General features: G+C 41.7%; 19 protein-coding genes and 2 pseudogenes. 8 read left to right on the plus strand and 13 right to left on the minus strand.

Annotated elements, in window-relative coordinates:
• Positions 1-56: 56 nt before the first annotated feature.
• From ACM0OP_RS15180 to ACM0OP_RS15190, 3 genes and pseudogenes are all read left to right on the plus strand, one after another.
• A pseudogene (locus ACM0OP_RS15180) lies at positions 57-1,298 on the plus strand (ABC transporter ATP-binding protein); the annotation flags it as partial.
• Between the two features lie 914 nt (positions 1,299-2,212).
• Entirely contained in the window at positions 2,213-3,454 is a 1,242-nt protein-coding gene (locus ACM0OP_RS15185) for an urease accessory protein UreH domain-containing protein (protein ID WP_414529258.1), read from the plus strand.
• Complete coding sequence (locus ACM0OP_RS15190; protein ID WP_414529259.1) at positions 3,432-4,055, plus strand: hypothetical protein; 624 nt, start codon at positions 3,432-3,434, stop codon at positions 4,053-4,055. The genes ACM0OP_RS15185 and ACM0OP_RS15190 overlap by 23 nt, the downstream gene beginning before the upstream one ends.
• A 93-nt stretch (positions 4,056-4,148) precedes the next feature.
• On the opposite strand, the gene galE is transcribed toward ACM0OP_RS15190, so the two are convergent.
• Positions 4,149-5,147 (minus strand): UDP-glucose 4-epimerase GalE, encoded by a 999-nt coding sequence (gene galE, locus ACM0OP_RS15195; RefSeq protein WP_414529260.1) that lies wholly within the window; start codon positions 5,145-5,147, stop codon positions 4,149-4,151.
• Positions 5,148-5,451: 304 nt separating this feature from the next.
• Here galE and fraI point away from each other — a divergent pair, with 304 nt between their 5' ends.
• Positions 5,452-6,201 (plus strand): septal nanopore formation protein FraI, encoded by a 750-nt coding sequence (fraI, locus tag ACM0OP_RS15200; protein WP_414529261.1) that lies wholly within the window; start codon positions 5,452-5,454, stop codon positions 6,199-6,201.
• 153 nt (positions 6,202-6,354) lie between these two features.
• Positions 6,355-8,106, plus strand: a complete 1,752-nt coding sequence (locus ACM0OP_RS15205) for an ABC transporter ATP-binding protein (protein ID WP_414529262.1) — start codon at positions 6,355-6,357, stop codon at positions 8,104-8,106.
• A gap of 54 nt (positions 8,107-8,160) precedes the next feature.
• Here the strand turns inward: ACM0OP_RS15205 and surE are convergent, their stop codons facing one another.
• From surE to tnpA, 6 genes and pseudogenes are all read right to left on the minus strand, one after another.
• Positions 8,161-8,841 carry a 5'/3'-nucleotidase SurE gene (gene surE, locus ACM0OP_RS15210; protein ID WP_414529263.1) on the minus strand — a complete coding sequence of 227 codons (681 nt, stop codon included), beginning with the start codon at positions 8,839-8,841 and terminating at the stop codon, positions 8,161-8,163.
• A 151-nt stretch (positions 8,842-8,992) separates the two neighbouring features.
• Positions 8,993-9,721 (minus strand): DUF1995 family protein, encoded by a 729-nt coding sequence (locus tag ACM0OP_RS15215; RefSeq protein WP_414529264.1) that lies wholly within the window; start codon positions 9,719-9,721, stop codon positions 8,993-8,995.
• 197 nt (positions 9,722-9,918) lie between these two features.
• Complete coding sequence (locus tag ACM0OP_RS15220) at positions 9,919-11,373, minus strand: bifunctional orotidine-5'-phosphate decarboxylase/orotate phosphoribosyltransferase (RefSeq protein ID WP_414529265.1); 1,455 nt, start codon at positions 11,371-11,373, stop codon at positions 9,919-9,921.
• Between the two features lie 277 nt (positions 11,374-11,650).
• The gene (locus ACM0OP_RS15225; RefSeq protein WP_414529266.1) at positions 11,651-12,358 is read right to left on the minus strand and encodes a molybdopterin-dependent oxidoreductase; all 708 of its coding nucleotides are present in this window, start codon (positions 12,356-12,358) and stop codon (positions 11,651-11,653) included.
• 222 nt (positions 12,359-12,580) lie between these two features.
• Entirely contained in the window at positions 12,581-13,180 is a 600-nt protein-coding gene (locus tag ACM0OP_RS15230; protein ID WP_414529267.1) for a cytochrome b/b6 domain-containing protein, read from the minus strand.
• Positions 13,181-13,326: 146 nt separating this feature from the next.
• Positions 13,327-13,569: pseudogene (gene tnpA, locus ACM0OP_RS15235) on the minus strand (IS200/IS605 family transposase); the annotation flags it as partial.
• Between the two features lie 56 nt (positions 13,570-13,625).
• On the opposite strand from tnpA, the gene ACM0OP_RS15240 reads away from it, so the two are divergent.
• From ACM0OP_RS15240 to ACM0OP_RS15250, 3 genes are all read left to right on the plus strand, one after another.
• A complete protein-coding gene (locus tag ACM0OP_RS15240; protein ID WP_414529268.1) occupies positions 13,626-14,924 on the plus strand; it encodes an RNA-guided endonuclease InsQ/TnpB family protein in 1,299 nt (432 codons plus the stop codon).
• A 136-nt stretch (positions 14,925-15,060) separates the two neighbouring features.
• Positions 15,061-15,615, plus strand: coding sequence for a TRAP transporter small permease subunit (locus ACM0OP_RS15245; protein ID WP_414529269.1), 555 nt, complete (start codon positions 15,061-15,063; stop codon positions 15,613-15,615).
• Positions 15,599-16,936: a TRAP transporter large permease gene (locus tag ACM0OP_RS15250; protein ID WP_414529270.1), complete on the plus strand. Its 1,338-nt coding sequence runs from the start codon at positions 15,599-15,601 to the stop codon at positions 16,934-16,936. The genes ACM0OP_RS15245 and ACM0OP_RS15250 overlap by 17 nt, the downstream gene beginning before the upstream one ends.
• A gap of 110 nt (positions 16,937-17,046) precedes the next feature.
• On the opposite strand, the gene ACM0OP_RS15255 is transcribed toward ACM0OP_RS15250, so the two are convergent.
• The 6 genes from ACM0OP_RS15255 to ACM0OP_RS15280 all read right to left on the minus strand — a co-directional run bounded on the left by ACM0OP_RS15255 (position 17,047) and on the right by ACM0OP_RS15280 (position 22,834).
• On the minus strand, positions 17,047-18,147 hold the full coding sequence (locus ACM0OP_RS15255; RefSeq protein ID WP_414529271.1) for a TRAP transporter substrate-binding protein: 1,101 nt from the start codon (positions 18,145-18,147) through the stop codon (positions 17,047-17,049).
• A 36-nt stretch (positions 18,148-18,183) separates the two neighbouring features.
• Positions 18,184-18,756: a hypothetical protein gene (locus ACM0OP_RS15260; protein ID WP_414529272.1), complete on the minus strand. Its 573-nt coding sequence runs from the start codon at positions 18,754-18,756 to the stop codon at positions 18,184-18,186.
• Positions 18,757-18,798: 42 nt separating this feature from the next.
• On the minus strand, positions 18,799-19,824 hold the full coding sequence (locus ACM0OP_RS15265; protein WP_414529273.1) for a glucokinase: 1,026 nt from the start codon (positions 19,822-19,824) through the stop codon (positions 18,799-18,801).
• 34 nt (positions 19,825-19,858) lie between these two features.
• Complete coding sequence (locus tag ACM0OP_RS15270; protein ID WP_414529274.1) at positions 19,859-20,518, minus strand: histidine phosphatase family protein; 660 nt, start codon at positions 20,516-20,518, stop codon at positions 19,859-19,861.
• A gap of 231 nt (positions 20,519-20,749) precedes the next feature.
• The gene (locus tag ACM0OP_RS15275; protein WP_414529275.1) at positions 20,750-21,436 is read right to left on the minus strand and encodes an SAM-dependent methyltransferase; all 687 of its coding nucleotides are present in this window, start codon (positions 21,434-21,436) and stop codon (positions 20,750-20,752) included.
• Positions 21,437-21,643: 207 nt separating this feature from the next.
• Positions 21,644-22,834, minus strand: a complete 1,191-nt coding sequence (locus tag ACM0OP_RS15280; protein WP_414529276.1) for an FAD-dependent oxidoreductase — start codon at positions 22,832-22,834, stop codon at positions 21,644-21,646.
• Positions 22,835-23,034 lie beyond the last annotated feature (200 nt).

A 23,034-nucleotide genomic window follows, 5' to 3' on the forward strand; every position in this document is an offset into this window, starting at 1 on the left:
ATTGCTGATTAGGCAAGTCCTCTTGTCAACAGGGTTTGAGATGCGCTGACCCTGGGTTAGCAATACTACCTACACCTTTAATGTTTTGGCTGTCATTTGCATTTCAAAAACGACTCGCACACCGTTATGCAGATGTGCGTGAAAAAGCGGGATTTATTAATAGTCGTTTAGTGAATAATATTTCAGGAATTGCCACAATTAAAAGTTTCACAGCCGAAAGTTACGAAACAAAAAGGGTGATATCTGAAAGTGAAGCTTATCGTCACAGTAACCGCAATGCGATCGCACTTTCCACTGCTTTTTCTGTGATGATCGATTTAGTAGTAGTTACAGGTGTTATCGCTACCCTATTTTTTGGTGGGGTTGCAGTAGCAAATAATCAGTTAACTGCGGGAACATACAGTTTTATGTTAGTCATGGTTCAGCAACTAATGTGGGCTTTTGCTGTGTTAAGCAAACAGGTAGATCCATATCAACGGGCGATCGCAGCTATTAATCGAGTTATGGGATTATTAGATACGCCTATAAGTATTCCCACAGGAAACGGTTTGTTACCAGCAGTACGCGGTGAAGTGCATCTGGATAATATCACCTTTGCCTACAACGGACACACCAATATACTGCAAAACCTATCATTGCATATTCCCCCTGGTGCAAATATTGGCATTGTGGGTGCAACTGGTTCTGGTAAAAGTAGCTTAGTTAAACTACTACTACGCTTTTACGAAGTCCAAAGCGGACAAATCCTAGTTGATGGTATTGATATTCGGGAGTTACAGCTGGAGGAACTGCGGCGCTGTATCGGTTGGGTAAGTCAGGATGTGTTTTTATTTCACGGTACGGTGGCTGAGAATATTGCTTATGGTAGTTTTGATGCTACTGAGTCAGAAATTATCCATGCTGCCAAGTTAGCTGAAGCTCATGAATTTATTCTGCAATTACCCCAAGGATACGATACTGTTGTCGGTGAACGAGGTCAAAAACTTTCCGGTGGACAAAGACAACGAATTGCGATCGCCCGTGCTATTCTCAAAGACCCAGCAATTTTAATTTTAGATGAAGCTACCTCTGCGGTGGATAATGAAACCGAAGCAGCGATTCAGAAATCTTTAGCTATCATTACCCAAAATCGCACGACTATAGCCATTGCCCATCGTCTTTCCACAATTCGCCACAGTCATTGTATTTATGTCATGGCTCACGGTCAAATTGTCGAGCAGGGTAAGCACGAGGAATTAATAAAACTTAATGGAATTTATACCAGTTTGTGGAACGTACAGTCTGGAATAACGTCATAAATATTAACTCCAGCCAATCCACTTACCCGGATTTGGTCTGGACTGTTCGGTGATTGAACCTACCCCAGTGCAAGATGTCAATTAAAAACTAAATTTTTTAATTATTTTGTGAGCATTAGTCAAGTTTAGATTTATAATAAAAAGCAAAGATAAAGATAACGTACACAAGAATAAGCTCATAGGCTAATCAAAGCTAGCTAGCTTGTTATTGCTGCCGATTTGAAAAGCAGCGTGTAGCTAGCAGCAAAAATAAAGCTGTGATGAACAACTAGCCAAAGATCGGACAAGTTGATTCCTCAGAGATGTTTAGCCACCTGCCTCAGCCAAATTGGGGTTAGGTAAAAAAGTGTATTTGTTTGTACATTCATTCTGGATAAAAAACTACTGGGAGTTAGCCGTGTCTAATCTTTCCTAGATTTGTAGTTTGACCTATTAAGTGAATCAATTAGGGCTTGCTGAGTTTAAGCACTGGTACTTAAGCTAATTTTGCAGTATCCCATAACTGGGATGTTGACAGCAAAGTTTATGCACTAAAATCCTCCACCTTCTCACACACTTCTATTGAGTTCAGTAACATGAAAGACTTTGATTGTATATTAAATATTTGCATCATCTCAGTTACCTATCTATCCAGTGTTTACTTATGGATAGCCTTTTCTCAACACTTAAACGAGTAGTTGACTATTATAAAATTGATAGCAACACAAATTTTATTGAATGACTAGAGGCAGGTCTTGCAGAAGTAGTCATCAGAGATTTGTGTGCAAATTATTTTAAATATTCAGTAATTATACTGCAAGAAGATTGCGAACCAATCCTCAACCCTCAGCGAAGTTTGACAACCCGTCTTTTGACAAATCCACAAACTTAAGGTAAATTTCCGCACTAGAAACCTGCCGTCGGAATTTATCAAAATGCTAGATTTGTCACTCATCACCATCCTGGGATTTCTGGGCAGTTTTGGACATTGCTTTGGGATGTGTGGACCTTTGACTGTGGCATTTTCCCTGTCTCAGCAGCAAACAGCAGCAGGTGAAAAAATACCGAACTCGTGGCAACAGCAATTCAAATTTCATCTCTTACTTAACCTGGGAAGAATATTGAGCTATGGTTTAGTTGGTGCTGCTATAGGAGCGCTGGGTTCAGTATTAGTACAAGGTGGTCAGTTTGCGGGTGTAGGTAGTGATTTCCGGCGATGGATGGCAATTATTACAGGTGTAATGCTGATTTGGTTTGGCTTAGGACAAGTAACACCCGACTTGCTGCCGAGAATACCTCTATTACATCCCTTACTCAAAGGACGTTTACATGAACGTTTGAGTACAGCAATGCTGAAACTGTCCTACCAAACTAGATGGTGGACACCGATGCTTTTAGGCATGACTTGGGGTTTAATGCCTTGTGGTTTTTTATATGCTGCCCAAATTAAAGCTGCGGAAACTGGTAATTTATGGCTGGGTACAGCCACCATGCTGGCTTTTGGTATTGGGACTCTACCCACCATGCTGGGTGTAGGTGTCTCTACCTCTTTAGTCAATAAAGATAGGCGGAGTCAGTTATTTCGCTTGGGTGGGTGGGTGACACTTACCATTGGTGTACTGACTTTGTTACGGACTGGTGATACAATGGTAGATTACAGTGGACACGCCGCTTTACTCTGCTTAATGTTGGCACTAATTGCCCGTCCCATTAGCCGCCTATGGGCTTCACCTTTGCGTTACCGTCGGGGCTTAGGCGTGGGTGCTTTTGTCTTGGCTGTAGTTCATACTACCCACAGTATTGAACATTTGTTACAGTGGCAATTTGCGGCTTTCTGGTTTTTACCGGCAGATTTTCAGTGGTCTATGGTTGCGGGTGCTGTAGCATTAGTTTTAATCACCCCGGCGGCTTTGACAAGTTTTGAATCACTGCAAAAATATTTAGGTAAGCTTTGGCGATATATTCATCTATTGAGTGTACCGGCTTTGCTCTTAACTGCGATTCATGCTGTGTTGATTGGTTCCCATTATTTCGGTTCCTTGCAGTTAACATGGGGCAATCAGTTGGCAGTATTTTTACTGGGAATTGTGACTATCGGTGTGTTAGTTGTCCGTTCACGTTGGTTTTGGTCAAAGTTAAATATAGAGAAGTTTTATGTACCCCCAATTAAATCGTAGTAGTAAGTATTTTCTTTGGTTATTTGTGAGTTCTTTATTCATATCGATTACCACAGCTCATCCCATTTTTGCCCATCAGGTGCAAATATCTGAAGATGTGGGTGCTACTATCCACATTGAACCGAATGATAATCCTCGTGCGGGGGAACCTACCCAAGCTTGGTTTGCTTTGACTCGTAAAGGTGGCCAGGTGGTTCCTTTAACAGAGTGTGATTGTGAATTATTGATTTATGCTGAACCCCACACGCCGGGGGAACCAGCTTTAATTGAGCCATCTTTAGAACCTGTAGCGGCTGAACGTTATCAAGGTATTCCGGGTGCAGAAATTACTTTTCCTAGACCGGGAAGGTATCAGTTACAGCTTATTGGTAAGCCGGCGACTGAAGGGAGTTTTCAACCGTTTAAATTTGAGTTTGAGGTGACTGTGGCGGGTGGAACAGTCCGAAATCCCGAAAATGTGCCAGATAACAATAATGGAGAGAGTGAATCTGAAGGTGTAACATTTGGCTTTAGTTTTAATTTATTTACGGTACTGGCTGTGGCGAGTGTTCTAGTTTTGGCTATTGTGTTTTTTGTGGCGAAGATGCGGAAAAGGGGATAAGGGAGAAGAGGCAAGGGGGCAGGGTGCAGGGTGCAGGGGGGAAAGTTCCTAGTCCCCAATCCCCAATCCCCAATCCCCAATCCCCAATCCCTTTTACTGGTGTCGCTGTTGATGCCACTGCCAAGCATGAGTGACAATATCTTTGATATTGGGGTATTGTGGTTGCCAGTTGAGGATTTTTCTGGCTTTTTCGCCGCTACCAATCAGGGATGGAGGGTCTCCGGGACGGCGATCGCATTCTTCTACTGGTATACTCAATCCGGTAACTGCTTGTGCAGCTGCAATCACTTCTCTGACGGAAAACCCGTTACCATTACCTAAGTTAAAAACTTCGCTGTCGCCATCTTCTAAGAGATATTGCAATCCTAAAACATGGGCATCGGCTAAGTCGCTGACATGAATATAATCACGAATACAAGTACCATCGGGGGTAGGGTAATCTGTACCAAAAATGGAAATAGATTTTCTTTTACCTAAAGCTGTCAGTAAAACTAAGGGGATTAAATGGGTTTCTGGTTGATGATCTTCCCCTAGTAAACCATCGGGATGAGCGCCAGCAGCATTAAAATAGCGAAAACGCACTGATTTTAAACCGTAAGCTACATCAAAATCAGACAGAATCCGTTCTACCATCAGTTTACTAGCGCCATAGGGATTAATGGGATGCTGGGGATGGTTTTCGGGAATGGGGACGATTTCTGGGACTCCGTAGGTGGCGCAGGTGGAAGAGAAGACGAATTTTTTAATAGAGGCCGCCACCATTGCTTCTAAAAGGGTTAAAGTACCCACAACATTATTACGGTAATATTTAGCTGGATCGGTGACTGATTCCCCTACATAGGCGTAGGCGGAAAAGTGGATCACGGCAGTAATATTACGGGTTTTAAATAAATCATCCAACAAGGGGCGATCGCCTGTATCCCCTACTACCAATTCTACCTGCAAAACCTTTTCTACCAAATCTTGATGTCCATAAACCAAATTATCCAGAATGATCACTTGATAACCGGCTTGCTGGAGAGCAAGTACAGTATGGGAACCAATATATCCGGCTCCCCCCGTAACTAAGATGCTGGGCTGTTCAGAAGACATAGTTTTTCCTTGGGAATTGACAACGATTAAATTAGTTAACTTTACTGGTGCTACATTACTCATCTAAAAAATGAGAAATAATAGACTCATTGTGAAAAAATTGCACTAAAATCACTACGACGGTAGTCTGTGGTAATAGGCTAGAGGTATTTGCTCTCAAGTAATAGTACGATTACAATTTGACGAGAAAATACATCTTATGCCGAAAATATCTAGGCTAACCCTTACAGGTGTGTCAGTTGAAAATGGAGGAAACTCCTGTTTACAACTGGCTCACAGCACCAGAAAATTTGAGAGTTAATCTATGTTCCTATTGCTAAGTCGAATACTGCTGTGGCTGTTGATTGGCACTGTTATATACTCTCTGTTCCAAAGATTCTATCCTTCTGGAACCTTTGTGGGGAGATTAGTTTTAGTGATTGTGTTGGTTGTCCTAGCTTCGTCGTTTATTAACCCTAATGAACCAGCTGTGGCTTCTTTGTGGCGGGTAGTATCATTTCCCCTCAAACCTTTGGGGGCTTCTATTTTGCTCATGATGTTTGCTGCTCAAAAGATTAAAGGGGGTGGGATAGATCAACCAGGTGGTTATTTGCTCGGTTGGTCGTTGACTATTTTACTGTTGGCGAGTACACCTGCGATCGCTTACTTTCTGGTGAGAGTACCCGTAGCAATAGTTGGTAGTCCCAATTTAGCAACGCAGCAAATTCTTCAGAATCATCGCCTAGTTTCATCTCTGAAGCTAAACGCCTCCTACCCAGAGGCTCTGGTGGCTTGGAATCCAGCTACTACAACTCCAATTATTTCTGATGTAGTGGGTAATACTCCTGTGCTAAATCCACAACCAGTTGATGCCAAAATAGCATTCAATTCTTTAGGTGTTAACATTCCACCTTATCTATTGCAAACTCCTTTTGAACAAGAGATTGCTACTCGCGGATTGCGAATTGAAGACTTTGTACCCAGTGCAGAAACTCTGCAACTAACAACTCAAGTTTGGGAAAGTTATCTCAACCAAATTTACTTTTTCTTACGTGGTACTCAAACACCTACCTAAAAAAGTAGTTTTAATCAGAATGGGAACCACAGAAATAGACAATTTATCGGTCTGCATCTGTGGTTCAGTTTCTATTCGTTACAGTAGGATAGGGCGGACTGCCGAAATTTCGATCAATTCAATGTTAGATAATTAAGTTGCAATATCCCTTTAATGGCAGAATCTCGACGACTTGCTAAACTCGGTACTTATTTACGTCCCTATTGGCGGGAAACTACATTAGGGATTCTCGCTTTATTATCTGTTAATGGGCTGGGTGTTTATATCCCCTGGTTAATTCGTTCAGCCGTTGACCAACTTTCAGACAACTTTAATTTCAATCGAATTTTATATTATGTAGTAGCAATTGTCTTGCTCACTTCCTCAATGTGGCTGATTCGGATGGCTTCCCGGATTTGGATATTTGGGGTCGGAAGACAGGTAGAATTTGACCTCAAACAGCGTATTTTTCAACATTTACTGCGGCTAGAACCTGCCTATTTTGCGACTAATACTCCTGGAGATTTAATTAGTCGTGCTACTAGTGATGTGGAAAATATCAGGAGATTGTTGGGTTTTGCAGTGCTGAGTTTGGCAAATACTGTGTTTGCCTACATTTTGACTTTACCAGTCATGCTAGCAATTAATGTGAATCTGACACTGGCTTCTTTGGCTGTGTATCCTTTTATGTTCTGGTTGGTACATCTGTTTAGTAACCGACTCCGCACCGAACAAGGTATAGTCCAACAGGAATTATCCGACATCAGTGATCTGATTCAAGAGGATTTAAGCGGGATCGCACTAATTAAAATCTACGCCCAAGAACAAAATGAGCGTTGGGCTTTTGCACAAAAAAATCAGCAGCTATTGGCGGCTAACCTGCAATTAGCTAAAAGTCGCAACATCCTGTTTCCTTTAATTGGTGGTTTAGCTAATATCAGTTCTCTGGTAATTATCTGGCTGGGAGCGACACAAATATCCAATGGAACCCTAGCTGTGGGCGATTTTTTGGCGCTGCTGATTTATGTAGAACGTCTAGTTTTTCCCACGGCTTTGTTAGGTTTCACTATTACTGCTTATCAACGGGGTGAAGTCAGTATTGACCGTCTGGAGTCGATTCTATCTGTAGAACCGCAAATTAAAGATGCAGCCGATACGATACATTTACCCAGAAATGAGGTTAAGGGAAAGCTGACGGCGGAAAATCTCACCTACACTTATCCTGGGGCTGAAACTGCGGCTTTAAATCAGATTAATTTTACTCTGTTCCCTGGGGAAACGGTGGCGATTGTGGGGGCGATTGGTTCTGGGAAGTCAACTTTAGCCAATGCGTTACCGCGTTTGTTAGATATTGCACCGGGACAGTTGTTTCTCGATGGTGTGGATATTACTAAGATATCATTGGCGGATTTACGTCAGGCGATCGCCTACGTTCCTCAAGATAGTTTTTTGTTCAGTACCACAATTAAAGAGAATATCCGCTATGGCGACCCAGTAAGTGAGTTACAAGATGTGGAATCTGTGGCGAAACTAGCCCAAATTGATGCAGAAATTTACAATTTTCCCGATCAATATGAAACTATTGTCGGGGAACGGGGTATAACTCTTTCTGGTGGACAGCGACAACGTACCGCCTTAGCTAGAGCGATGTTAGTAGAAGCGCCCATCTTAATTTTAGATGATGCCCTTTCTAGTGTGGACAATCAAACTGCTACAAAAATTCTGGATAATCTTGCTAGTGGTGTGAAACGGAAAACCATAATCTTTATTACTCATCAGCTATCTGCTGCGGCTAGTGCTGACCGAATTTTGGTGATGGATAAAGGCCAAATTGTCCAAATGGGGAATCACTCAGAACTAGTGCAAACAGAAGGTCTGTATAAAAGTTTGTGGAGTCAGCATCAAGTAGAAGAATTATTACACTGAAGCGCAAAATCAGCAGGTGCATCTCAAAATTGGCTCAGTTGCACCTGCTAAAAATTAGACTTTCAACAGGGTGACGGCGATATTACCGGAGAAACAAACATCAACATCACTCCCAGGAGTGCGATCGCGTTGGCTATATTCCCCCACATAATAAAAATTATCGCCATCCATGCGATAGTTTATAGGTAAAGGTTTAGTACAAGGTTGACAAAAAACCATCTCCGGCTGCGGATCACCCGGTTGTAAATGTGGCAAATTCACATTCCAGAAACTTCCCGGTTCCAAGGGACGGGGGAGTAAATCGGCTAAAATTTCAGCAGTTAACTGAGTAGCCATTTCCCAATCAAAACTGAGCTTACCTTTGCGATATTGAGAAATTGCAATTCCGGGAATATTTTGGGTAGCAGCTTCCCGCACCGCCGCCACAGTCCCAGAAATATAAGCATCTACGCCCAAGTTTCCCCCAGCGTTAATACCGGAAAGCACAAACTTAATATCTCGGCAAATGTGGCTAGTAGCAATTCTCACACAATCAGCCGGAGTCCCGGCGATCGCATACTTGTTTTCCGAACGGCGTTGCAAATGAATTGCAGAAGTAGTAGTAACTTGATGCCCACATCCTGATTGATGGTCTTTAGGGGCGGCAATCATGACATTTTGATCATTTATAGACTGAAACAACGCTTGAATGCCAGGAGCATCAATACCGTCGTCATTGGTGAGCATTATAGTCATATTGGGGATTGGGGACTGGGGATTGGGGATTGGGGACTGGGTTTTATATCAAGTCCGGTTGAATCATTACGAAACGCGAAAACCTGCCAAAACTTTGCTTTATCTCCCCTCCTCGCTTGCGGTCTGGGGTTGGGGGTGGGGTGACATGATATTAGCTACTCAAAGCCTTAAAAAACCGTTGCAAACCTTTCAATACACTTGGCTTTTTCGCAGGTGTACCATCTGCGGCTGTTTGCGGTTGTCCCATAATCAAATCCAACTCATCACCGGTGGGTCTTTTGGGTAATTCCGCCACCTTTTCATACTCGCCATTGGTTTCTACCCATACCTCCCATAAACCGGGATAGCAGCGAAATACAGCAGTGGTATCATCCACAGGACGCAGGTAGTAACAAGATTCAATAGTGCTAATGAAACGCTGGCGGGTTTGTCTGGCTGTATAACCAATCCCCACCACTCCAGAATCTTCTAAGCGGGGATTTAACATGACAAAAGGGCGATCGCCTATATTTTCGCATAACTTTTCCACTTGGGGAACTTCCACCGCAGTGGGAGAAATAAATAAGAAAATCTCATCTTCTGGCTGAATTTTTGACTGTAGGGAAGCCGCCCTTCCTGTACCGATATCCACAATTTTAAAAGGTGTATCAGACCAATCACGTTTAGCTAAAGCCGCCGCACCAGCATCAGGAAAGAAAACCTTGAGGCGGGAATCATATTCTGCAAACACTGGCAAAAATTGCGCCGCCACGGGCATGATTTTCAGTTCTGGGAACAAAAAGTCAACTTGTAACCGATTATAGCCATCTACAAGGGCTGCTTGGGTGGCTATGCGAGATTGTGCGATCGCTTCTTCAAGACTTTTAGGAAGTTCAGACATATTCTATCCATGAGTTTAGCTTCTACTCCATTGTTTCAGCATTTTCGGCAACAGCAACAGATAAAACTCAACATCACAAACCTTTTAACCCAATCCCCAGTCCCCAGTCCCCAGTCCCCAATCCCCAGTCCCCAGTCCCCAGTCCCCAATCCCCAATCCCCAGTCCCCAGTCCCCAGTCCCCAGTCCCCAGTCCCCTTTACTCGGATTTCTCCCCTCCGAACTCCATCTGAAACGCTAAAAACTGTTCCTGATTAATTCTCCCCACCCGATAAAGAGTTTCTGTAATTTCCCCCAAAGTGAAAACAGAATGCGCCTGATAACCATTATCTAGCAATCGCGCTTTCACACCTTGTTCATGGTCAATCAACACCACAATATCCCGAACATTCAAACCTGCTGATTGCAACTTCTCAGCACCTTCCATCACACTTTTACCAGTAATCAAAATATCATCAACCACCACCACAGTTTCACCAGCATCAAAATTACCCTCAATTAACCTGCGGGTTCCATGTGCTTTTACCTCCTTGCGGGGATAAATCATCGGACAATGAAGACGCAAAGATAAACCAGTAGCAGTAGGTAAAGAACCGTAAGGAATACCCGCCAACCTATCAAAACTTAGAGAATTTAAAATCTCCTCATAAGCCATCAGAACTAGATGAAAAACTTGGGGATTAGAAATAATTTTCCGTAAATCAATGTAATAAGGAAAAGTAGCCCCCGACGCTTGGACAAAATTTCCAAACATAATGCAACCAATATCATAAAGTTGCAAAATCAAATCTTGTTGCGAGTGCTGATTCACAACAGAAACATCAGGAACCCAGACATCACAGCTAGAAGCATCACGGACAATTTTAGTTTTTGCCAGATTAATTTCAGCACATAAAGCCTGAATACTTTCTCTTAAATTTGGTTGACTCAACATATCTTGAGGAACCGGAATCAATAACCCATCATCCTCAGCATTCAAACCAGCCTCTAAAATTTGATGAAAATTACTACCCTCAGCCCAAATACTGCGCGCCATAATCATTCTTTCCGGTGCGATCGAACGAATAAGCGCCATCACTTCCGGATTTGTTGTTCCTACTTCCAACGCCAACTGTTCTGGAGTTCCCCAATTTTTCGACTCCTTCACCACCTGTAAATAAAGCGGCGCATCATTGCTAGGATATTGTTGTAAAGATGCAGCACCTAAATTAGAAGTACAACATAAAATAAATACCGCCTTATCAGGATAAACTAAAAACGGTGCTACATGATCTTGACCTGTGTAGGGACTAAGAGTAATTGCATCTACATTCCATTCTGTAAACACGGTGCGCGCAAAAACTGTACTGGTATTTAAATCACTATGTTTTGCATCTAAAATAATGGGGATATGACTGGGAATAGTCGCCAAAACTTTTTGTAGTAATTCTAAACCCCGAACCCCTAAAGCCTCATAAAATCCTAAAGTTGGCTTATATGCACAGACAAAATCAGAAGTTTCTCTAATAATAAATTCCAACCACTGCTGCAAATCAGAAATTACATCCTCAGATTGATAATCAGCAGACATCATTTCAGGATTAGGGTCAAGTCCTACAAAAAGTATACTTTCACTTTGGGATATACTAGTCTGTAACTTCTGTAAAAAATTCATCTTAATAATTACCTAAATAAAACACATGAAGAATTAAAAGTTCGTATTCATACCAATTTTTTATGAGGATACGCTGACTTATAGGAGAAACAAACCACAAAGTACGCAAAGTACACAAAGAAAGAGAAAAAAAGAAATTCAGCGCAGCTGTACATGGAAATTTGATCAGGACTTTAGTTTTTACTATCTCTTCATTCTTCTTCCCTTTCTGATTTCTTTATGTACTTCTCTCGAAGAGAGACGGTTCGCTAATGCAGTTTATTTTGTTTCCACCTCTCTAAAGTCCAGCAAACCAGTCATAACCCTGATCTTCCCAATAACCCTTAAATAGAGATAAACCACTCACTAGGGAAATTTGCGTTACCCACTTACTTTGCTTATAACCGAGTTTAATAGGTGAAGCTAAACGTAAAGGCGCACCATTATCAACAGGTAAAAGTTCCCCATTTTTCTCATAAGCTAACAAAGTTTGAGGATGTAAAGCTGAAGCTATATCCCAACTTTCGTAGTAACCATCAGCCGATTTAAAATAAGCAAATTTGACATTAGCTTGAGGTTCCGCAAGAGCAATAATTTCTCGCAGACATACACCACCCCACTGCACAATAGCCGCCCAACCTTCCACACAAACATGGCGAATAATCATGGAACTTTGCGGTAAAGCGTGAATTTCTGCTAAAGTGAGACTGAGAGGATTGTTAACTTCACCATCAATAATTAGACGATATTTATCTGGGTCAATAATTGGTGTACCTCTAAAAGTATTAACTATTAACTTCTCTGGTTGAATTTCACTCAGAGAAAATTCTGGTACAGGCTTTTGGGGATTAAATATTAATTCTCCCACTTTGCGATTTAGGGGTTCAGAAAGTGGACCAACTATATCTTCAAATAGGGGTGTCCCACAGCCACCTAGCAGTAAACTTAAGCTGGATAACCCGGAAACTTTGAGAAATTGACGACGTTGTAAATGATCAAAATTCATAGATTTTTAGTAAGTAAGAAGGAATATAAATTATTTTGAGGGTGTATTATGGACTTGAGTATTAACGCAACGATAGTGTAGGCGATCGCCTTGTACCATTTCTGTGTAAAGCTGCGCTGAATTTATTTCTTTCTCTTTGTTTCTCTTTCTTTGTGTACTTTGCGTACTTTGTGGTTCGTTCCTTTCTCCTATAATTCAGCGCATCCTCATAAAGAATTGGTATTACCAAAACATTGATTCTGTAAGTTGATCACCACCAGCTTTTTTACCTAATATCCAATGAACAAATGTAAATATAATTACCATTGGCACTGAGGAGAAATGCACAATTCTTAATGCTTGCCAATCGCCGAACATTTCCACAATCCAAGGGAATTGAGCAGGTTTATACATCCCAATCCCTGTGAGTAATGCTAACAGTAAAATGGGGATAATTGCGGTATAAATTATCCGATGCCAAGCATAAATTAACCGCCGGGAATTTTGAGTTTTTTGTAATGCTTTGATGTCATTTACACCCACAAATCTCCGTCGCCAGCGTCGAGTAATTAAGACATAAATTCCATACCACAGCAGATTTAGGGAAAATAACCACATAGCTGCAAAATGCCAATGTCTACCCCCCGCTAACCAACCTCCCAAAGTAAATATAGGGGGAATGTGTAAACCAGCACGTCCACCAAATACAGGGTTAGCATTGTAAATTTGTAACCCACTAGTGAGCATGATAAACAAACTAATGATATTTACAGAGTGGAAAATCTTCGCACCTATAGCTTGAATATGTAACTGGCGCTGGGGAGTGGGAATACTTGAAGTCATTGGTTATGGCTGGGGAGTGGGGATTTAAAATATAAAATTTATAAAGGTTAGCTTGAAAACCCCTGAGAAATAGCAACGCAGTTGCGTTTTTCGTGCTTTAGCCAGGGTGATGAAAAGCAATTAGCATGTTTTAACCTGCCTGTGAGTCAATCTCTTTGCTGTGCAATGTAATTCTTGACTGCTTCAGTCGAAATATTACCAGCCGTTGAGACAAAATAGCTAGGTGTCCACAACGTAGGAAGTTTTAGTAATTCTGGAAATTCCTTTCTTAAGTTATGTGATGCCCTACCTTTAATTCTTTTAATCATGGTCGATGGGTCATCCGTGGGTTTTGCATTTAAAAACAGGTGAACATGATCTGAAATAATTTCCATTGGGATAATTCGCCATCTATTGTCTGTTATATTGTATAGTTAACATAATCAATAATCAATAATCAATAACCATGTATGGATGTCAACAAGTATTGCTTTCTCCCGACAAGGAGTTAAAAGCAATATTAGAGTTTGTTTGCTCTGAATCAAATAAACTAACCAATTGTGCAATCTACTATGGCAGGCAGATTTGGTTTAAGTGTCATGGCTATTTGGGTAAGTTTGACTTAATCAATGAGTACAAAGCTAACCCTCATTATCAAGTGTTGCACTCACAAGTTGCACAGCAAACTTTACTTTCTGTCAGAGAGAGCTTTAAATCTTTTTATGAGCTTGATAAAAAGTATCGTCAGGGTGAGTTAGAAGATAAACCAAAGCCACCAAAATACAGAACCAAGGGCGGTTTATCAGTTGTCAGTTACCCAAAACAAGCCTTAAAGCTAATAGATAATCAAATTCAAATACCACTAGGGTTAACTGTTAACCGTTGGTTTGGTATCAAGAATTTTTCAATTACAATGCCTTCTAACATTAAGTTTGAAGATATTAAGGAGTTAAGAATACTTCCTCGCAATGGTTGCCTTTATGCCGAGTTTGCATACAGAGTTAAGCCTGTAGCTACTAAGCTAAATTCAAAACTAGCACTTGGGATTGACCCTGGTGTAAACAATTGGTTGACTTGCGTTTCCAATCTTGGAACAAGTTTTATTGTCGATGGACGAAAACTTAAAAGTCTAAACCAGTGGTACAACAAAATAGTATCTAAGTTAAAAGAAGGCAAACCTCAAGGTTTTTGGAGTCAGCGATTAGCCCATATAACTGAAAAACGGAATCGCCAGATGAGGGATGCTGTCAACAAAGCGGCAAGAATTGTAATTAACTACTGCATTAGTCACGGAATTGGTAATATTGTTTTTGGCTGGAATAAAGGCAATAAAAATGGCATAAATATTGGTTCTCAAAATAATCAAACATTTGTGCAGATTCCTACCGCAAAGCTAAAAGAGAGAATATCTCAGTTGTGTCAAATCTATGGTATTAACTTTGTAGAAACAGAGGAGAGCTACACTAGCCAATCTAGCTTTTTAGATGGCGATACTGTACCTGTATTTGGCAATAAGTCAGAAGGGTGGAAATCGTCAGGAAAGCGAGTGTTTAGAGGTCTTTTTGTCACAGCAAAAAGTATCAAGGTCAACGCCGATACTAATGGATGTGCAAATATTTTAAAAAAGGTAAAGGAACAGCTAAATTTAGATTTAGCCAAGACTGTTAGGGGACTTTTGACTGTCCCACAGAGAGTTTTTCTCTGGAAGAATAACTGTAAAAAGCTAGGAACGATGGCTAAAGCCTCCTTCGTAGCATCAGTTTGAATCCCCGGTCATTCATGCCGGGGAGAGTCAACTTAATCATAGCTTTTCCCTACTCTCTTCTTTCTGCCTTCGTGCCTTTGTGTTGAAAAAATAATAAGATGAACCACTAAGACAATAAGAAGCGCAATTTTAAGCAGTGGAAAGACTATTAAGGATAGCCAGAGTTATTGATATCTGTACTGAACGCATTGGCAAATTCACCGGTTGGCTGGTACTAGTCATGGTGATACTTGGTGTAGGGAATGTTTCCGGGCGATACTTGGGAAGGTTTATTGGCATTAATTTAACTTCTAATGCATATATAGAAGCCCAGTGGTATATTTTCGATTTAATTTTCTTGTTGGGTGCAGGTTACACCTTAAAGCACAATGAACACGTGCGAGTTGATGTGTTTTATAGCAATTGGCCGCCTCGACGCAAAGCCCTAGCAGACTTACTAGGAACAGTATTCTTTCTCATTCCCTTCTGTATCATGGTGATATTTTTTTCTTGGGATACCATCGTGGCTTCCTGGCAAATTCTGGAAACATCACCCGATCCTGATGGTTTACCCCGCTACCCCATCAAAACTATGATTATTGTTTCCTTTGTGCTGTTGATTTTACAAGGGATTTCTCAAATCATCAAAAATTTGGCAATTCTTCAAGGTAGACTCGCACCCCAGGAGGAAAATCATGACACTGGATTATGAATGGCTGGGGCCTGTGATGTTTGCGGGGGCGTTAGTGCTGCTATCCCTGGGATATCCTGTAGCTTTTTCTCTGGGTGGGGTGTCGCTTTTATTTGGCATCATCGGGATTTTATTGGGTGTATTTGACCCGGTGTTTCTCACTGCTATGCCTCAGCGCATTTTTGGCATTATGGCAAATTATACTCTGTTGGCTATCCCTTACTTTATTTTTATGGGGTCAATGCTGGAAAAATCTGGCATAGCTGAGAATTTGCTAGAAACAATGGGGATTGTGTTGGGGCGCTTGCGTGGCGGACTGGCTTTAGCTGTGGTGTTGGTGGGGGCGCTGTTGGCTGCAACTACTGGGGTGGTGGCTGCAACTGTGGTGGCTATGGGTTTAATTTCTCTGCCCATTATGCTGCGCTATGGATATAACAAACAATTAGCTACGGGTGTGATTGCAGCATCGGGGACTTTGGGGCAAATTATCCCGCCGAGTGTGGTGTTAGTGGTACTGGGTGATCAGTTGGGAATTTCTGTAGGTGATTTGTTTATTGGTTCCCTGATTCCCGGTTTGATGATGTCGGGGGCTTTTGCTATTCACGTCCTGATTGTGGCATTTTTAAAGCCAGATTTAGCCCCGGCTTTGCCTGCTGAGGTGAGGGAAATTGGCGGTAAGGCTTTGGGAAAACGGATCATTCAGGTGATGTTACCGCCGTTGATTTTGATTTTATTGGTTTTAGGAAGTATCTTTTTTGGCTTTGCGACACCGACTGAAGCGGGTGCTGTGGGTTGTGCTGGTGCGATCGCATTAGCTGCTGCAAACCGTCAATTTACCTTAGAATCTCTGCGTCAGGTGTGTGATACTACTTTAAAAATCACCAGCATGGTGCTGTTTATTCTCTTGGGTTCCACAGCCTTTAGTTTAGTATTCCGGGGTTTGAATGGCGATCAATTTATGTTCGATGTCCTGGCGAATCTTCCCGGTGGCAAAATCGGCTTTTTGATTGTCAGCATGACAACGGTATTTATTCTCGGCTTTTTTATCGACTTTTTCGAGATTGCCTTTATTGTTGTACCCCTATTTGTGCCAGTAGCCGAACAATTAGACATTGATTTGGTTTGGTATGGTGTGATTTTAGGGGCAAATCTGCAAACATCATTCCTTACACCTCCCTTTGGTTTTGCCTTGTTTTACCTACGTGGTGTCGCACCTCCAGAAGTCACAACATCGGATATTTATCGGGGCGTTATCCCGTTTATTTTGCTGCAAATATTAGTTTTACTATTAATTATCATTTTCCCCGGTATTGTCAGCTTTTTACCGAATCTGGGAAGGTGAAAATTGGGGATTGGGTATTGGGGATTGGGTATTGGGGATTGGGGATTGGCAACTAAAATCTTTTCCCCCACACTTCCCACACTCCCCACACTTCCCACACTCCCCACACCCTAACTATTGGAGATGGCGAAATTGGCGTAACTTAATTCGTTGACACGGTTCCAGTCAAAAACTTGTTTCCGGAAGCCTGTCCACTGTTGGTAAACTTCTTTGAAAGTTGCGTCTTTACTAGCATTTTCTTCTAAGAAGTCAAAGGAGGCTTTTTGAGATGCTTGCATGATTTCTGGGCTGAAGGAAACTAATTTAGTGCCGCCGGCGGTTAATCTTGCTAAGGCTTGACCATTCAAGGCATCATATTCACTGAGCATATTCATGTTGGCTTCATGGGCGGCTGTTTTGAATATGGCTTGGTATTCTGGGGGTAATTTATCCCAAGCACTACGGTTAACCAATACTTCTAATGTTGGCCCTGGTTCCCACCAACCGGGATAATAGTAATATTGGGCGGCTTTGTGTAACCCTAGTTTCTCATCGTCGTAAGGGCCTACCCATTCGGCTGCATCGATTGCGCCTCTATCTAATGCTAGGAAAATTTCGCCCCCTGGTAATACTTGCACGTTCACACCCATGCGCGATATGACTTGTCCCCCTAATCCAGGAATCCGCATTTTTAAACCCTGGAGGTCGGCAACGGTGTTAATTTCTCTTTTAAACCATCCTCCCATCTGTGCGCCTGTGTTACCAGCCGGAAAGTTAATTATATTGAAGTCGCTATAAATTTTTTGCATGGTTTCTAGTCCGCCACCATGATACAACCAAGCGTTCTGCTGTTGGGCGTTTAGGCCGAAGGGTACGGAGGTGGCGAAGGCTAAGGCTAGGTTTTTACCGATGTAATAATACCCGGCTGTGTGTCCACATTGCACTGTTCCGGCCTGCACAGCATCCATGACTTGTAACCCTGGAACTACTTCGCCGGCTGCAAAGGGTGTAATGGTGAAGCGTCCGTTGGTCATTTCTCTGACTCGCTGGGAAAGTATGTCTGCACCGCTATAAATCCCTAGAGATTTCGGCCAGCTGGTAGCCATGCGCCACCGCACATTTGGTAGTCCAGTTTGCACATTGGCGGCGGTTTGGGTACGCGCACAGGAACCTAATGTGATGGCTGTTGCAGTGGCGATCGCACCTGTGTTAATAATATTTCTGCGTTTCATGCTTGGTATGGGGAGTGGGGAATGGGGGAAAGCTAATTATCTGACAACTAAATTGAAGGAATTTAAATAGCCGGTAATGGTTCTAGCTAAGGTGCGTTGCTGTTGTCTATTGGTCATCACCATAACTTGATACAAACGACCATCGAGAACATACATTCTCTTTCTGGTGATTCTACCGCCAGCATTAACGTACTCAATTTCTTTACCGGGAATACCACTATAAGTCCGAACTGGACCCTGCCTAATCAAATTACTTCTAGTAGTTTTTAAAGCCATATCCCTGGCATTATTCAGTATAATTTCGGGGTCTGTAACTGCACCATAATTGTAAGGGAAATCATTGTAAACCACTAAATATGCTACTTGCTGGTTTGGGGGTTCAACCACAAACATTTCTAAGTTAATCTCCCCCATGTAGGTCTTTTGGATTTGGGTCTCTCTCTCTGGCTGTCCTGGCATTAAGACGGTAAAACGTGCGTCTGGGGCAGTGAATACATCCCATTTTGGTTGTACTACTGAAGGAGTTGCGGCTGTATCGGCTGCTACTAAGGGAGAAGCGCTAGAAATGAGGGTGGCGGAGAGGAGTGGGAATAAATATTTAAAAGTCATAATTTTAGCCATTAGAGATGCAGTTATTACTGATGCTATTTGTTATAACCTAGCTGCGCGTAAAGCTGCACCAATTAGCCCCACTTGTTGATTGAGAATTATATATACTGGTATATCTTCCAGCAGGGGGCGCATTCTACCTTTTTGGCTAAAGTTAAGCAGAAAACTACCGTTTTGTAGCAGGGGTTCAATTTTGGGTGCAATCCCACCTGCAATATATAAACCGCCAGAGGGTAAGAGTTTCAGGGCGAGATTCCCGGCTTCTGCGCCGTAAATATCGACAAATAATTTTAAGGTTTGGACGGAGAGGCGATCGCTTCCTTGAATTGCAGCTGTACCAATAGCAGCACCAGGATCAACGCTTTTTTCCTGCTTTCCGGCTTCTTGTTCCCAGGTTCTAACAATTTCGGCAATTTCTGGTGATTCACTGGATATTTTGCGATCGCGCAAAAATTGATAAATGGCGACAACACCCTGTCCCGAAACTACCCGTTCCACAGACACACGCTGGATATCATGTTTATCTAGCAGGTATTTCAATAGCTGAAATTCTAACTCGTTGCGGGGAGCAAAATCAGCGTGTCCACCCTCTGAGGGAAAAACTTGATAGTAGTTACCCTGTTTAATTAAAAATCCTTGTCCTAAACCAGTTCCAGCCCCAATAATCGCAATGGGTGCTTCTAGTTTCTGTTTACCAACTTGCAAAGTCAGCAAATCTTGTTTAGTTAAGCCGAAAATACCGTAACCCACAGCCGCAAAATCATTAATTAGACACATGGAATCAATGCCTAATTCTTGTTTTAAACGGTCAGTATCGAGAAACCAGGTTAAATTAGTCAGCTTGGCTGTATTATCTACCACAGGCCCGGCGATCGCAAAACAAGCCTTTTGTGGTGTAGGGGTATTAGCCTGACTCAGAAACTGCTGTACTAACGGCACTAAATCCGGGAAATCCCCACTCTGGTAAGTCTCCTCATAAAGAGTCTGTAACTCTAGGGAGTCTGATGCTTCCACCAACCGCAAAATAGTTTTCGTCCCGCCGATGTCTCCTGCTAATAATAAAGTCATAAAATTTAATCAATGAATTAGTGTTTCTGTAGAGTCAAACCATTATAGAGCCAGGATTAGGCAAAATATCCATACCTGTCAAATGGGAAATATCCCCTTTAAGTTCTAGCAACCATTGCTGTTCTTGGCGGACAACTTTCACCAAAGAACATAAAGCAGCCTTAACTTCTGTTTTAGCAATTTCTCCCACTAGCCCCATTGCAGCCCCCATAACCGATGTACTATGTCCTACCAGCAAAATACTCTGGGGATAGCATTCAGTAGCCAAATATCTCGCAGTTTCCCCAGAACGTTGCTGAACCTGTACCTCAGTTTCGGGATATTCAGCAGCAAAACGCGGTGTGTAGCTAGGATCAATTCTAGGGAATAATGCAGCTAACTCTGAAATTGACAGTGTTTCTGGTGCTTCTGTCATCCAGTCTGAATTTAGCCACTCACTCAAACCTGTCTCTAGTTTAATGGGTAAATCTAAAACTTCTGCAACAGCGTTAGCAGTTTGGACAGTTCGCAGAAATGGAGAAGTGAAAATATGACTAATCTTTTCTGCTTGCAAGCGTTTCGCTAACTGCTGGGTTTGCACTACACCATCATCAGACAACGGCGGATCATAACGTTTTTCGGCGGTGAGAAACCAATCAGGGTATACAAAATCGAGGCGGTTAGCGTGTCTGGCGATCCAAACTATTTGATTCATGGGATAATTTAGTGTATTTCCCGCAGGCTAAGTACAACAAATATTACCACGCCTGTGGTAGCTAATTTAATATATTTAATATAGTTAGGACTTACGCAGAAATTACCAAAAGGCTTAATTTAATGAACCGCCAAGTAGCCAAGTACGCCAAGAATTGGTGGAGTGTGCGTAAGTCCTAATAGTCTAATAGTGTTGATCAAGCCAAATCTCGCCTGTAAACAATCCTAGTGTTTAGCTATCTAATTTTACACATAACATTTGGTTGCCATGCTTCTGAAACTCATAAGCAACTTGTTTGATTTCTGCCACATATCCCCGTTGTTTTAATTCATTAATGACTGGTTGCAGCCAGGGAGATAATTCACCAGATAAATTTAACAGGGGAAAAATGCGTACTTCCTTAGCAACTCGGCACATTTCCCCAATCGATGCTATGTGAAACTCTAGTGAAAGTTGCTGAGAATAGGTAAATAATAAATGGGAACACAAAGCTAAATCAAATTGATTTGTGGTAAAAGGTAAAACAGGTAATTCATCTTTGAGATAACGCCCTTGATTAATGCCGTTAGGGAAATCTTCTAAAAATTTCGCCATTGCTTTCATGCGAATTTCACCCATAATTTCCGGTGATTGAATATTCTGCCAAACATAGCATTCTTGATTGGCTTTCACACCTTGGATAATTATTTCATAAGTTTCTTGAATGCGTTGAGCAATTTCATCGGTGGTGAATTGATAAACTGGGTCAGATGAGATAACTTTGTAACCTTCAAGTGTCATTTCTGCATTGAAACTAGCAGGACCACCACCACAATCGAGGATATTTAATTTTAATTCTTCCGCAGTTAAATCAAACATCTGGATATATTCCAGTTTTGAGCGTCCCCAAGGGATGATGCTTTCGAGTTGCAAACCCATTTAGTTAAACCACAAATAATCTTAATAATATCAGGACTTACGCACGAGTTACGGAAGAATGAACCACGTATCGCTAAAGCGAAAGCTCCACTAACGCGTTAGCGTCTCCCCTTGGGAGAAGGAACGAAGGACACGGAGAAAAGAGGGTTTCAGAGAGTTCTTGCGTAAGTCCTAAATATACCAAAATTAGAGGTTTGAATAGTAAATTTACTCCTCTTGATTATCAAACCTAAATTGCTGCATAAAGCGGCGGTCAATCAAATCTTTCCACCACCAGAACAAACCATGAGGTGATGAAGTAAAAATTCCTTTAGATGCGATCGCCCGTTTGTCACCAGTACCAATTAAACTAAGATATTGTCGCTGTGGTTTATAGGGTTTGAGGGGCTGACCTAATAAAAACCTTTGTAAATTCTCAAACAATGGCTGACCTTGACGCACAGCAAACACCCCTGCTTTCGGACGGGGATAATTTACCATTGTCGCAATATCACCCGCAGCAAATACCTCTGGGTAATTTTGAGATTGTAATGTATCGTTTACCAAAATAAATCCCGCCTCATCAGTCGCCAGTCCCGTGTTTTTTAACCATTCAGCTGCTGATGCTTGAGTTACCCAAAATATTTTATCGCACTCTACCAATAACCCAGATTCAGACTTCACCGCAAATCTAGCTTTAGTTTCCTGTGGTATAAGTTCGCAGACACTTTCCCCTAAATACAAATTGATACCACGATTGATTAAAATCTGCTGAAATTGATTCTGTACTGATTTATGGTAATTAGGCAACAGTTGCTGCTGACGCTGGAATAAATGGACTTGTAAATTTTGGATTGGTTGCTGATTTTGTTGCAAAATACGCTGTAAATGAGTTTGCATCGACAGCGCTAACTCCACACCCCCAGCACCACCACCCACAATTGCTAAACTAATGGGTTTTTCGGGATTTTTGGCGACTTTTTCTACTAGCATATCCCAATGTTGCAATAATTTTGGCACTGGTTTAGCCGTAATTGCATATTCCGTGGCTCCTGATACAGATATAGTAGTAGGAGTGCTGCCAATATCAAGAGAAAGCACATCAAATTTAATAGCTGGGTGGTTAGCACAAATCACTTGCTGATTTTTTAAATCCAGTCCCACTGCGCTATCAATATAGAAATTTGCTTTAGCAAAGTTAGCCAATTTGAGTAAATTAATGTGACATTCTTCATGTTTATAAAACCCCGCAATGTGTCCTGGTAACATCCCAGAATAGGGAGTATCTAACTCTGGGCTAATCAAAGTCAAACGAACTTCTGGCAAAGGATACCTAGCAAACTTTTTCAACACAACAGCATGGCTATGTCCTCCACCAATTAACACTAAATCCTTGATAATTCTCTGATATTTCTCCATTTATATTCTGATGTAACTTTGTTTTTTCACTAAATAACGATACTTAATTTTACCGCCACTTATTTAACTTTATCCTTGATCAAAAATCTCAACACAGCATAAAAAAAGCCTACATATAGAACTAAACTTTAATTTACAAACCAATCCCTACTCTCCACCTACGCAAGTAAATTAAAAAATTATTTGCGTTCATCTGCGTT

It is taken from the genome of Nodularia chucula CCY0103, assembly GCF_963923915.1.
Classification (GTDB): domain Bacteria; phylum Cyanobacteriota; class Cyanobacteriia; order Cyanobacteriales; family Nostocaceae; genus Nodularia; species Nodularia chucula.